Here is a 13,070-nt window from a genome sequence, read left to right on the forward strand (position 1 = left end):
GGGGCCCAGTCCGTCGGTACGTAACTGGCTCAAACGTGCGCACCCGTTTTTCTGAGTGGGGGATGTGCCTACACCTGTGGAAAATTGGCGTGAAGGTGCCCGTACCGGGCACACGCACGAGCCGAACGATGTCACCGTCCAGCTCGACGGTCTCGGACGTCAGCTCTCCGAACTAACTGCCGAACCAGGAGTCCCCGAAGGCTCCGACGGTCCGGTCTTCGTCGACGAGAGCGGCCGGCGCAGCAAGACGTTCAGGCGTCTGGGCTGGGTCCTTGCCGCGGTCTGCGCCTGCTACGCGGTGACGCTGGTCGTCGCCCTGCTCGGCGGCAATTCCAGCGCGCCGTGGCTGCCGCTCTCCGGTCAGAAACAGCACAAGAAGGCGGACGAGGCGCCGGCGCCGTCCGTTCCGTCGGGCAGCGCCGACGCGGTCGTGCCGGTGGGCGCGACACCGGGCGTCGCGGAGACGGAGCAGGCGGTCGGCGGCAGTGCGACGCCGTCGGCCGGAGCCGCATCCGGCAGCGCGTCCGCGCCCGGCAAGGACCCGTCGAAGCCGACAACCGTCGTATCGCCGAAGGCCAGCACCACCACCGGCGGGGGCAAGAAGCCGGAATCGGGCACCCCGACCCCCCGGCCGCCCGCCGCCACCACGACGCCGCCCGTCGATCCCGGTCCCACCGGGACGCCGACATCGCCCGTCGAGTCCCCGGATCCTCCTGTGCAAGAGCAAGAAGGCGCCCAGTAAATGACCACCCCCGCCTCGCGGGGCAGGCACAACAGACAGAAGCGGAACCAGCGCCGCAGGCTCCCCATGCGTTATCTGCTGCCCTGCGTGTTTCTCGTTGCCCTGCTCGCCATGCTGATGTTGCGCGGCTACGTGCACAGCGAAATCCTCGCCGACCACCGGGTCCAGGCCCCGGCACCCACCGACCAGGTGCCCGACGCGATCCTCGACGGCGGCCCGGTCATCGACGCCCGGAGTGCCACCGCGCCCGCCAAGACGCTGCGCATCCCCGATCACCGGATCGTGCTGACCTTCGACGACGGACCGGACCCGGTGTGGACCCCGCGGGTCCTCGACGCGCTGAAGAAGTACCACGCGCACGGCGTCTTCTTCGTCACCGGAACGATGGCCTCGCGCTACCCCGACCTGGTCCAGCGCATCGTCGACGAGGGGCACGAGGTCGGGCTGCACACCTTCAACCACCCGGATCTCTCCTACCAGTCGCACTCCCGTATCGACTGGGAGCTGTCCCAGAACCAGCTGGTACTGGCGGGCGCGGCAGGCATCCGTACGTCCCTGTTCCGGCCGCCGTACTCGTCGTTCGCCGACGCCATGGACAACAAGTCCTGGCCGGTAACCCAGTACGTGGGCACGCGCGGCTACCTCACCGTCGTCAACAACACCGACAGCGAGGACTGGAAGCGCCCCGGGGTCCCCGCGATCATCGAACAGGCCACCCCCAAGGGCGGCAAGGGCGCCGTCATCCTGATGCACGACTCCGGAGGCGACCGGTCCCAGACCGTGGCCGCCCTGGGCGAGTTCCTGCCGCAGATGCAGCAGCGGGGCTACACGTTCACCAACCTCACCACCGCCCTCGGCGCCCCCAGTGCGCACACCCCCGTGACCGGGTTCGCACTGTGGAAGGGCAAGGCGTTCGTCTTCACCGTCGATCTCTCCGAGAAACTCACCGACGTGCTGGTGGCCGGACTCGCCGTCATCGGGGTGCTCGTCCTCGTCCGCTTCGGACTGATGCTGCTGCTGTCCTTCCTGCACTCCCGGAAGGTCCGCAGGAGGGACTTCAGCTGGGGGCCCGAGCTCCGCCGCCCCGTCTCGGTGCTCGTGCCCGCGTACAACGAACGCGAATGCATCGCCAACACCGTGCGTTCCCTGGTGGCGAGCGAGCATCCCATCGAGATCATCGTCATCGACGACGGCTCGACGGACGGCACGGCGGACATCGTCGAGGCGATGCGGCTGCCGAACGTCCGTGTCATCCGCCAGCGCAACGCCGGCAAGCCCGCCGCCCTCAACAACGGCATCGCGCACGCCCGCCACGACATCGTCGTGATGATGGACGGCGACACGGTCTTCGAACCGGCCACCGTCCGTGAACTGGTCCAGCCGTTCGCCGACCCGAAGGTCGGCGCCGTCGCCGGGAACGCCAAGGTCGGCAACCGCGACTCGCTGATCGGCGCCTGGCAGCACATCGAGTACGTGATGGGCTTCAACCTCGACCGCCGGATGTACGACATGCTGCGCTGCATGCCGACCATCCCCGGCGCGGTCGGCGCCTTCCGCCGCGACGCGCTGGACCGGATCGGCGGTATGAGCGAGGACACCCTCGCCGAGGACACCGACGTCACGATGGCGCTGCACCGCGACGGCTGGCAGGTCGTCTACGCGGAGAACGCCCGCGCCTGGACCGAGGCGCCGGAGACCGTGCAGCAGCTGTGGTCGCAGCGGTACCGGTGGTCGTACGGCACCATGCAGGCGATCTGGAAGCACCGCCGCGCCGTCGTCGAGCGCGGCCCGTCCGGCCGCTTCGGGCGCGTCGGACTGCCGTTCGTCGCCCTGTTCATGGTCGTCGCCCCGCTGCTCGCGCCCCTCATCGATGTCTTCCTGTTGTACGGACTGGTCTTCGGCCCCACCGAGAAGACCGTCGGCGCCTGGCTCGGCGTCCTCGCGGTGCAGGCCGTCTGCGCCGCGTACGCCTTCCGGCTCGACAGGGAACGCATGACGCATCTGATCTCGCTGCCCCTCCAGCAGATCCTCTACCGGCAGCTCATGTACGTGGTGCTGCTCCAGTCCTGGATCACCGCGCTCACCGGCGGCCGGCTGCGCTGGCAGAAGCTTCGCCGTACGGGAGTGGTGGAGGCGCCCGGCGCGATGGTGAGCCAGCGCGGGCGCAGCAACGATCGGAGACCCGTCGCATGACGAGCAGTTACACCCCGGCGTTCCCCCCGCCCCGCCCGGCCCCGGTGCCCGCCCGGTCCGCCCCATCGGCACCGGAGGCGTCCGCGCCGGCCGCCCCGAAGAGGCCGAGCCGCGACCGCTACCTCGACCTGCTGCGCGCCGTCGCCCTTGTCCGCGTCGTCGTCTTCCACGTCTTCGGCTGGGCCTGGCTGACGATCCTGTTCCCCTCCATGGGCGTCATGTTCGCCCTCGCGGGTTCGCTGATGGCGCGCTCGCTGGACCGCCCTGCCCCGGCCGTCGTGCGGGCCCGGCTCCGCCGTCTGCTGCCCCCGATGTGGGCGTTCGCCGCGGTCGTCGTCCCGGTCATGTTCGCCCTCGGCTGGAAGCCGCTGAAGGAGGAGGGCATCTGGTGGTTCATCAAGCTGGGCTGCTACCTCCTCCCGGTCGGCGCCCCGCCCTACCCCTGGGAGAGCGGCTCGCGGGGCGGCTTGCTGGAGGAGTCCTGGGCGGACCAGGCCGTCGGACCGCTCTGGTACATCCGCGCCTACCTCTGGTTCGTGCTCGCCTCGCCGCTGCTGCTGAGGGCCTTCCGCAGACTGCCCTGGGCGACGCTGCTCGCCCCGCTCGGTCTCACCGCCGTGATCGGCACCGGACTGGTCACCGTGCCCGGGGAGACCGGCGAGGGGCTCGTCGACTTCGCGGTGTTCGGCTCCTGCTGGGTCCTCGGCTTCGCCCACCACGACGGACTTCTGAAGAAGGTCCCGCGCTACCTGACGGTCTCGCTCGCCGCGTTCCTGATGGCGTTCGGACTGTGGTGGGCCGCGGGGCATCTGACGCAGGAGGGCTGGAACCTGGACGAGATCCCGCTGGCCCAGGCGGCCTGGTCGCTCGGCTTCTGCGCGATTCTGCTCCAGTACGCACCGTCCTGGCAGCAGCTCCCCGGCAGGCTGGCCCGGTGGGACAGCCTGATCACCCTCGCCAACAACCGCGCGGTCACGATCTACCTCTGGCACAACCTGCTGATCATGGCGACCTCGCCGCTCATAGACCAGCTGTGGAACATCCCCTGGGTCGGTGACCGCATCGGTACGTACATCGACTCCTCGTACGCGGTGCTGATGCTGCTCCTGGTCTGGCCGCTGCTGGCGCTGATGATCCTCGCGGTCGGCTGGGTCGAGGACGTCGCGGCGAAGCGCAGCCCCCGGCTGTGGCCCACCGGCGCGTCCGCGAGACGGAAGAACGCACCGGCCCCGCAGTGACCGGCCTTCTCCTCACCGGGCCGCCCCCGGCCCGGTGAGAGCAAGGTTGCCCACCGGTCACCTCGCGGCACCGCACCGAAACGAGCGCTCCCTAGCGTCGAGGCAGACGACCCGACACCCGTGGAACGCGAACCGTGGAGGCGTGATGGCCGGCAGGTGGATCGAGCAGTGGGAGCCGGAGGACGAGATCTTCTGGCAGGAGAAGGGCGAGCGGATCGCCCGCCGGAATCTGTGGTTCTCCGTGCTCTCCGAGCACATCGGGTTCTCGATCTGGACCCTGTGGTCGGTGATGGTGCTGTTCATGGGGCCGGAGTACGGGATCGACCCGGCCGGTAAGTTCTTCCTGATCTCGACGGCGACGCTGGTCGGGGCCCTGGTCCGGGTCCCGTACACGTTCGCCGTCGCCAGATTCGGCGGGCGGAACTGGACGGTGATCAGCGCCCTGACCCTCCTCGTGCCGACCGTCGCCGCGTATCTGGTGATGGAGCCCGGGACCTCGTACACCACCTTCCTCGTGGTGGCCGGGCTCGCCGGGATCGGCGGCGGGAACTTCGCCTCGTCGATGACGAACATCAACGCCTTCTTCCCGCTCCGCAAGAAGGGCTGGGCGCTCGGGCTCAACGCGGGCGGCGGCAACATCGGCGTACCCGTCGTGCAGCTCGTCGGGCTGCTGGTGATCGGCACGGCGGGCGCCACCCACCCGCGGTTCGTGCTCGCCGTGTACGTACCGCTGATCGTCGTCGCCGCGCTGTGCGCCGCGTCCTTCATGGACAACCTGGCGCCCGTGCAGAACGACACCGGGGCCGCGAAGGACGCCGTGCGTGACCCGCACACCTGGATCATGGCGGTGCTCTACATCGGCACCTTCGGCTCCTTCATCGGCTACAGCTTCGCCTTCGGGCTGGTCCTGCAGACCCAGTTCGGCCGGACCCCGCTGCAGGCCGCCTCGCTCACCTTCATCGGCCCGCTGCTCGGCTCGCTCATCCGGCCCGCGGGAGGGTGGCTCGCCGACCGGTACGGCGGCGCCCGGATCACCCTGTGGAACTTCGCCGCGATGGCCGCAGCGACCGGCGTCGTCGTGTACGCCTCCGGCATCGAGTCGCTCGCCGTGTTCCTCGTCGGGTTCATCGCCCTCTTCGTCCTGACCGGGCTGGGCAACGGATCGACGTACAAGATGATCCCCGGCATCTTCCACGCCAAGGCGATCGCCCAGGGGCTGCGCGGCGAGGAGGCCGCGGCCCACGGGCGACGGCTGTCCGGGGCGGCCATGGGACTCATCGGCGCGGTCGGCGCGCTCGGCGGGCTCGCCATCAACCTCGCGTTCCGGCAGTCCTTCCAGACCGAGGGCACGGGAACGGCGGCCTTCTGGACCTTCCTCGCCTTCTACGGGGTGTGTTTCACGGTCACTTGGGCGGTATACCTTCGCCGCGCCGCCGCCGTCCCCGCGAAGCCGCTGCTCAGCTACGCCGAAGTGTGATCATGACCGTCCGGCGTCGGTACGACGTAACGGGCGGGAAATACGGGTGAACCGAGCCTGTCACGCTTTATTGGCAGGCTCGGTCCTCCGCATCAACGAGCAGCGGGACGAGAGCCGGTAGACCACATGCGCGACGACGAACAGCACGGGCCCCTCGCGGGTTTCACGGTCGGGGTGACCGCCGCACGCCGCGCGGACGAACTCGGCACCCTGTTGCAGCGACGGGGCGCCACCGTCGTACACGCGCCCGCCCTGCGGATCGTGCCGCTCGCCGACGACAGCGAACTCCTCGCCGCCACCGAGGAACTCATCGACCAGGTCCCCGACGTGGTCGTCGCGACCACCGCGATCGGCTTCCGCGGCTGGATCGAGGCCGCCGACGGCTGGGGCATCGGCGACCGTCTGCTGGACCGGCTGCGCACGGTCGAACTGCTGGCCCGCGGACCGAAGGTGAAGGGCGCCGTCCGGGCCGCCGGGCTCACCGAGGCCTGGTCGCCCGGCTCCGAGTCCATGGCCGAGGTCCTGGACCGGCTCCTCGACGAGGGCGTCGAGGGCCGCCGCATCGCACTCCAGTTGCACGGCGAACCACTGCCGGGCTTCGTCGAGTCGCTGCGGGCGGGCGGCGCCGAAGTCGTCGTCGTACCCGTCTACCGCTGGATGGAACCCGAGGACCTCGCCCCGCTCGACCGGCTGCTCGACGTCACCGCCGCCCGCGGCCTGGACGCGCTCACCTTCACCAGCGCCCCGGCCGCCGCCTCCTTCCTGAACCGGGCCGAGAAGCGCGGGCTGCTCCCGGAGATCCTGGGCGCCCTGCAGGGCGAAGTCGTCTCGGCCTGCGTCGGCCCGGTCACCGCACTGCCGCTGCAGGCCCGAGGCATCGACACCATCCAGCCGGAACGCTTCCGGCTCGGCCCGCTCGTCCAGCTGCTCTGCCGCGAACTGCCCGGCGGCGCCCGTACGTTGCCGGTCGCCGGGCACCGGGTGGAGATCCGCGGTCACGCGGTGCTCGTCGACGACGAACTGCGCCCCGTGCCGCCCGCCGGCATGACCCTGCTGCACAGCCTGGCCCGCCGGCCGGGCTGGGTGGTGGCCAGGGCCGACCTGCTGCGCGCGCTGCCCGGCAGCGGTACGGACGAACACGCGGTGGAGACCGCGATGGCCCGGCTGCGTACGGCACTCGGTGTGCCCCGGCTGATCCAGACGGTCGTCAAGCGCGGCTACCGGCTGGCGCTGGACCCGGCGGCGGCCGACGCCAAGTACGCGGACTCCTGAGGCGTTACCGTGCAGGGATGACCACCGACACCCACCTGCTCGACACAGAGGTACGACTCCGTCCCGTCACCATGGCCGACGCCGCCTCTCTCGCCGACTCGCTGACCCGCAGCCGCGCGTACCTGCAGCCCTGGGAACCCGTGCGTCCCGACGCCTTCTACACCGAGAAGGGGCAGCAGGAGCGCCTGGCCGGACTGCTGGCGGACCATGAGGCGGGGCGTGTGATGCCGTGGGTGCTCGCCGACGCCGACGACCGGGCGATGGGCGGGTTCACGCTCACCAGCATCGTGCTGGGGCCGTTCCGCAGCGCCAGTCTCGGCTACTGGGTCGATGTCGCGTACGCCGGTCGGGGCCTTGCCACCGCAGCCGTGGCGCAGGTGTGCGCGGCGGCCAGGGACGTGCTGCGGCTGCACCGGGTGGAGGCCTCGACCCTGCTCGACAACACGGCGTCGCAGCGGGTGCTCGCCAAGTCCGGCTTCGAGGTGATCGGTATGGCTCCGCGCTATCTGCACATCAACGGTGAGTGGCGCGACTGCCGACTGTTCCAGCGGATCCTGCACGACGGTCCGGTCGAAGGACCGGCCGACCGGCCGTCCGCCGGCTGACGGCCGGCCCGGACAGCCCTCAGTCCGCCTCGCGGACGTGGCGGTGCCCGTCGAGCGGCCACGGCGGGCGGGCCGGGAGGATCTCCGCGAAGGCGTACCCGCTCTTCACGGCGACCCGGCACGAGGCGCGGTTGTCCTCCTGGTGGAGCAGGTCGAGCCGCCGCAGACCGTCGTCGGCGAAGGTGGTGAACGCCCAGCCGGTGAGCGCTTCGACCGCCTGCGGGGCGAGCCCGCGGCCCCGGACCCGCGCCGCCGTCCAGTAGCCGACCTCGGCCGAACCGGAGCCGGGCGCCGGGTACTTCAGCGCCACATTGCCGACCGGTCGGCCGTCGAGGTCCGTGTCGACGACGGCGAAGCTGAACCGGGTGCCGGACTCCCGGCCCTCGGTCTGGACCCGCAGCCACCGTTCCGCGTCCGCCTCGTCCGTGACGAGATCCCGCAGCCGGTCGCGCATCGTGGGATCGCGGTAGGCCTCGACCAGCGCAGGTATGTCGTCCCGGCACCAGGGCCGCAGCAGCAGGGGGCCGGCCGAGAACGCGGCCTCCCGGAGATCGTCGCTCATGTCCTGACCGTACGGGGGAGCCGGCCACGACCCGGACGGCGGGAGGGGTTCCGGGCCGGGCCGGCGACGGGCACTCTGGTGGTGGCTACCACCGGTGACCCGAGGCGGTGACATGCGCATGGCGGCGGGCAAGGGCTCGTACGACTGGCGGTTCGACTCCGGGCGGCTCTGCCTGGACCTGGTGGCGACGGGGATCGGTACCTCCGGCGCCTGCGAACTGCTCGACAGGGCGGACCGGCTCGCCGACTGGCTGGTGGCCACCGGACTCGTACCGGAGGACACCCGCCTCGACGCCGTCGACGACACCTGGCTGGCGAGCTTCCGGCAGCTGCGCACAGGCGTCGACCTGTTGCTCACCGCGGAGCTCGGCGGCCGCGACGCCGACGGCGCGCTGGAACGCGTCAATGAGCTCGCCGCCGGGGCCCCGCCGGGGGTGCGGGCCGTGCGCGCCCGCAACGGTCTGCTGGTACGGGCACTGAGCGCCGACCTGGAATGCCGGGCGCTGCTGTCCGCCGTCGCCCGCGACGTCGTGGAGCTCCTGACCGACCCGGTCGCGCTGGCCGGGCTCCGCCGCTGCGAGGGCGACACCTGCCGGCGGCTCTACCTCGATACGTCACGGGGGCGGCGGCGTCGCTGGTGCTCCAGCGAGGTGTGCGGGAACCGGGAACGGGTGGCCCGGCACCGGCGCCGGGCGGCGGAGGCCACGGTCCCGGCGGAGCTCACCTCGTAAAAAATCTCGGAACTGTGTTGAATGGATCGGGCCCGGCCTCCGTATTCGATGGCCAAGGAGCTCTACAGGGTCTCGACCAGGAGGTTCGGGTGCGCAAGGATGCGGCCGTGGCCGATGACCGTCCGCACAGGGCTCGACATCGCAGTGAACCGCCCCCGTCTCTCTCCGCCGTCCCCGACGAGGAGCTGATGCGGGCGCTCTACCGCGAACACGCCGGACCGCTGCTCGCGTACGTGCTCCGCCTCGTCGCCGGCGACCGTCAGCGTGCCGAGGACGTGGTGCAGGAGACGCTCATCCGTGCCTGGAAGAACGCCGGTCAGCTCAACCGGGCGACCGGCTCCGTCCGCCCCTGGCTGGTGACGGTCGCCCGGCGCATCGTCATCGACGGCCACCGCAGCCGGCAGGCCCGGCCGCACGAGGTCGATCCGTCGCCGCTGGAGGTCATTCCCGCGGAGGACGAGATTGACAAGGCGCTGTGGCTGATGACGCTCTCGGATGCGCTCGAGGACTTGACCCCCGCCCATCGGGAAGCATTGGTCGAGACCTACTTCAAGGGACGTACGGTCAATGAGGCTGCCGAGGTGCTCGGCATACCCAGCGGCACGGTGCGTTCCCGGGTCTTCTACGCACTGCGCTCGATGAAGCTCGCACTCGAAGAGAGGGGGATCACGGCATGAGCGACCACGAGTGGGAGCCTTTCGGGCCCCGGCCGACCGGTCCCTCCAGCCCCACCGGCCCCACAGGTCCGCACGGCCGCCCGGGAATCCCCAACAGCTTCGGCGGGCCCAGCAGCTTCGGCGGCTTCGACGCAGCCCACGGCCCCGGCTCCGGTGGAGCCGCAGCCCACGGCCCCGGCTCCGGTGGAGCCACCGAAGGGCCGGAGCACGACGCCGCCGGTGCGTACGTCCTGGGCATCCTGGACGCCACCGAGGCCTCCGCGTTCGAGGAACATCTGGCCGGCTGCGCGCTCTGCGCCGCCCATCTCGACGAGTTCGCCGGCATGGAACCCATGCTCGCGATGCTCGCCGAGGCCCCCGCCGCCGTACCGGGCGCCCGCCCCGTCCCGCACGTCCCCGAGCCGCCCGCCCCCCGGGTGCTCGACCGGCTGGTGGACGAGGTCGCGACCAGGCGGGCCAGGCGGCGCCGCCGCGGCATGTATCTGGTGGCGGCCGCCGCGGCGCTGATCATCGGCGGTCCGGTGGTCGCCGTCGTGGCCACCGGCGGCGGCGACAGCGGCTCGAACCAGGCGGCGGACCCGCACCCCACCAGCCCCGCCGAGGACGCGTTCTTCCACCACATGACGGAGAAGGTGGGGGCCACCGATCCCGTCACCAAGGTCGTCGCCACGGTCGGCATGGAGAAGAAGGCGTGGGGCACGCACGCCGTACTGGAGCTCAAGAACGTCACGGGGCCGGAGAAGTGCAGCCTGATCGCCGTCTCGAAGACCGGCGAGGAGGAGGTCGTCACCTCCTGGTCCGTACCGAAGTGGGGCTACGGCATCGAGGACTCTCCGCACCCGACCGCGAAATATCCGCTCTATGTCCACGGCGGCGCGGCGATGGACCGTGCCGACATCGACCATTTCGAGGTGCGCACCTTCGACGGAAAGCGGCTGGTGGACATCGACGCATAACCGCCCGACCAGGGCCCGACGCACAATCGAGACCTCCCACGAGCCATATCGGTGCTCGTGGCAGGTGCGCGGCGGGGCTTCCTTCGCATAGGGTTGACGGCTGCCCAATGCACGTCAGAAGGGGGCCTCGGTGGCCGCGCAGGATGCCGCTGTCGATTCGTTGCGGGACCGGGAAATCGGTGTCGAGCAGGAACATCTCGACCGTGTTTATCACCGCCTTGGGGAGAAGATCCACGAGGCAGAATTTCTCATGAACGATGCCGTCAAGCGCGGCCAGGTCGGTACGCCCGGCGCGCTCGCCGAGCGTGATGCCCAGGTGTTCCGGGCCGGGATCCACCTCAACCGGCTGAACAGCGAGTTCGAGGACTTCCTCTTCGGGAGGATCGATCTGCTGCTCGGCAAGGACGGCGAGCGCGGCCCGGACGGCGCGTTCACCTCCGTCGAACCGGCCGACAACGCCGTGCGCGACGACAGCACGGCCGATATCGCGGAGACGCTCCACATCGGCCGGATCGGGGTCCTCGACTCCGACTACGCGCCGCTGGTCATCGACTGGCGGGCACCGGCCGCCGCGCCGTTCTACCGGTCGACGCCGAAGGATCCGGGCCGGGTGGTACGCCGCCGGGTCATCCGCTCCAAGGGCCGCAAGGTCCTCGGGGTCGAGGACGACCTGATGCGCCCGGAGCTGACCTCGTACAAGGACGGCGACAAGCTGCCCGTCATCGGCGACGGCGCGCTGATGGCGGCGCTCGGCCAGGCCCGCAGCCACACCATGCGGGACATCGTCTCGTCCATCCAGGCCGAGCAGGACATGGTGATCCGGGCGCCCGCCGCCTCCGTCACCGAGGTCTCCGGCGGACCGGGCACCGGCAAGACCGCCGTCGCCCTGCACCGCGCCGCGTATCTGCTCTACCAGGACCGGCGGCGGTACGCGGGCGGCATCCTCGTCGTCTCGCCGACCCCGCTGCTCGTCGCGTACACCGAAGGGGTGCTGCCCTCGCTCGGCGAGGAGGGGCAGGTCGCGATCCGCGCGGTCGGCTCGCTCTCCGACGAGGCGGCGGGCGTCGAGGGTGCCACCACGTACGACGAACCGGCCGTCGCCCGGATCAAGGGCTCCTCCCGGATGCTTCAGGTGCTGCGCAAGGCGGCCCGCGGGGCGCTGGAACAACCGCGGACCCCGGGCGCGCCCCAGGGCGGACAGGACGGCCAGCTGTCGTTCGGTGACGCGGACGGTACCGACGGCTCCGAGGACGGGACGGACGCGCCCCTCACCACCCCCACCCGCCTGCGTGTGGTCGCCTTCGGCGCCCGCGTCGAGCTGAATGCGGACGAGCTCCACCGCATCCGGCAGTCGGTACTCGGCGGCACCACCCCGGTCAACCTGCTGCGCCCCCGCGCCCGCAGGCTGCTGCTGGACGCCCTGTGGAACAAGTCGTCGGGCCGGGGCCGCTACACCGACCCCGAGCTGGCCGCGGAACTGCGGTCCTCCTTCGACGAGGACGTCTCCACCGAGACGCCGTTCATCGACTTCCTGAACGCCTGGTGGCCCGAGCTCACCCCGCGCGGGGTGCTCGCCGCGATGGCCGACGAGAAGCGGCTCGGCCGCTGGGCGCGCCGGGTCCTCAACCAGGGCGAGGTGCGCCGCCTCGCCCGCTCGCTGAAGCGGCTCGACAGTGCGGGCCGGGGCCCCCTGTCCGTACACGACGTGGCGATCCTCGACGAGCTGCTCGCGCTGCTCGGTACCCCGCACCGGCCGAAGAAGAAGCGCGAGTTCGATCCGCTGGACCAGCTCTCGGGTCTGGAGGAGCTGATGCCGCAGCGCGAGGAGACCCAGCGCGAGCGGGCCGAGCGGCTCGCGGCGGAGCGTACGGAGTACACGCACGTCATCGTCGACGAGGCGCAGGACCTGACGCCGATGCAGTGGCGCATGGTCGGCCGCCGCGGCCGTACCGCCACCTGGACGATCGTCGGCGACCCGGCGCAGTCCTCCTGGTCCGATCCCGACGAGGCGGCCGAGGCGCGCGACGAGGCGCTCGGCAACCGCCCGCGCCGCCGCTTCACCCTCACCGTCAACTACCGGAACCCGGCGGAGATCGCGGAGCTCGCGGCGAAGGTCCTGGCGCTCGCGATGCCCGGGATGGAGTCCCCGGCCGCGGTCCGTTCGACGGGAGTGCAGCCCCGCTTCGAGGCCGTACGCGACGGCGATCTGGCCGGGGTCGTACGGGAGGAGGCGCGGCGGCTGCTCGGCGAGGTGGACGGCACGGTCGGTGTCGTCGTCGCGATGAACCGGCGCGCGCAGGCCCGCAAGTGGCTCGCGGAGCTCGGCGACCGGGTGGTGGCGCTCGGCAGCCTGGAGGCGAAGGGCCTGGAGTACGACGCCACGGTCGTCGTCTCGCCGGCGGAGATCGCCGACGAGTCACCGGCCGGTCTGCGGGTGCTGTACGTGGCGCTGACCCGAGCGACGCAGCAGCTCACGGTGGTGTCGGGGGAGCGGGACCTGCCCGACGAGGACGGCGTTCCGGATCTGCTCAGGGACTGACGGACAAGTCAACCTGCGATGCGGGAATCACTTATCCCGGGGACTTTGTTAGCCTGGTGTCGGCACCGGCTCGATCCAA

11 protein-coding genes are annotated in these 13,070 nt (G+C 71.2%); 10 read left to right on the forward strand and 1 reads right to left on the reverse strand.

The window, feature by feature from the left end; all coding sequences use genetic code 11:
- The first annotated feature begins 76 nt into the window (after window positions 1-76).
- From OHA03_RS18270 to OHA03_RS18295, 6 genes are all read left to right on the forward strand, one after another.
- Window positions 77-742, forward strand: coding sequence for a hypothetical protein (locus OHA03_RS18270; protein WP_267004895.1), 666 nt, complete (start codon window positions 77-79; stop codon window positions 740-742).
- Window positions 743-2,935 (forward strand): bifunctional polysaccharide deacetylase/glycosyltransferase family 2 protein, encoded by a 2,193-nt coding sequence (locus OHA03_RS18275; RefSeq protein ID WP_267004896.1) that lies wholly within the window; start codon window positions 743-745, stop codon window positions 2,933-2,935.
- A complete protein-coding gene (locus OHA03_RS18280; protein WP_267004897.1) occupies window positions 2,932-4,173 on the forward strand; it encodes an acyltransferase in 1,242 nt (413 codons plus the stop codon). The genes OHA03_RS18275 and OHA03_RS18280 overlap by 4 nt, the downstream gene beginning before the upstream one ends.
- Window positions 4,174-4,318: 145 nt before the next feature.
- The gene (locus OHA03_RS18285) at window positions 4,319-5,650 is read left to right on the forward strand and encodes a NarK/NasA family nitrate transporter (RefSeq protein ID WP_267004898.1); all 1,332 of its coding nucleotides are present in this window, start codon (window positions 4,319-4,321) and stop codon (window positions 5,648-5,650) included.
- Between the two features lie 126 nt (window positions 5,651-5,776).
- Window positions 5,777-6,922 carry a uroporphyrinogen-III synthase gene (locus tag OHA03_RS18290; RefSeq protein ID WP_267004899.1) on the forward strand — a complete coding sequence of 382 codons (1,146 nt, stop codon included), beginning with the start codon at window positions 5,777-5,779 and terminating at the stop codon, window positions 6,920-6,922.
- 17 nt (window positions 6,923-6,939) lie between these two features.
- Window positions 6,940-7,527, forward strand: coding sequence for a GNAT family N-acetyltransferase (locus OHA03_RS18295; RefSeq protein WP_267004900.1), 588 nt, complete (start codon window positions 6,940-6,942; stop codon window positions 7,525-7,527).
- A 19-nt stretch (window positions 7,528-7,546) separates the two neighbouring features.
- On the opposite strand, the gene OHA03_RS18300 is transcribed toward OHA03_RS18295, so the two are convergent.
- Window positions 7,547-8,089 (reverse strand): GNAT family N-acetyltransferase, encoded by a 543-nt coding sequence (locus OHA03_RS18300; protein ID WP_267004901.1) that lies wholly within the window; start codon window positions 8,087-8,089, stop codon window positions 7,547-7,549.
- 118 nt (window positions 8,090-8,207) lie between these two features.
- Here OHA03_RS18300 and OHA03_RS18305 point away from each other — a divergent pair, with 118 nt between their 5' ends.
- The 4 genes from OHA03_RS18305 (at window position 8,208) to OHA03_RS18320 (ending at window position 12,991) form a co-directional block, all read left to right on the forward strand.
- Window positions 8,208-8,819 carry a CGNR zinc finger domain-containing protein gene (locus tag OHA03_RS18305; RefSeq protein ID WP_267008089.1) on the forward strand — a complete coding sequence of 204 codons (612 nt, stop codon included), beginning with the start codon at window positions 8,208-8,210 and terminating at the stop codon, window positions 8,817-8,819.
- Window positions 8,820-8,908: 89 nt separating this feature from the next.
- Window positions 8,909-9,496 (forward strand): sigma-70 family RNA polymerase sigma factor, encoded by a 588-nt coding sequence (locus tag OHA03_RS18310; protein WP_267004902.1) that lies wholly within the window; start codon window positions 8,909-8,911, stop codon window positions 9,494-9,496.
- The gene (locus OHA03_RS18315) at window positions 9,493-10,452 is read left to right on the forward strand and encodes an anti-sigma factor (RefSeq protein ID WP_267004903.1); all 960 of its coding nucleotides are present in this window, start codon (window positions 9,493-9,495) and stop codon (window positions 10,450-10,452) included. Before OHA03_RS18310 ends, OHA03_RS18315 begins: the two co-directional genes overlap by 4 nt.
- A gap of 130 nt (window positions 10,453-10,582) precedes the next feature.
- Entirely contained in the window at window positions 10,583-12,991 is a 2,409-nt protein-coding gene (locus OHA03_RS18320) for a UvrD-helicase domain-containing protein (protein WP_267004904.1), read from the forward strand.
- Window positions 12,992-13,070 lie beyond the last annotated feature (79 nt).

Source organism: Streptomyces sp. NBC_00154 (genome assembly GCF_026342835.1).
GTDB lineage: Bacteria > Actinomycetota > Actinomycetes > Streptomycetales > Streptomycetaceae > Streptomyces.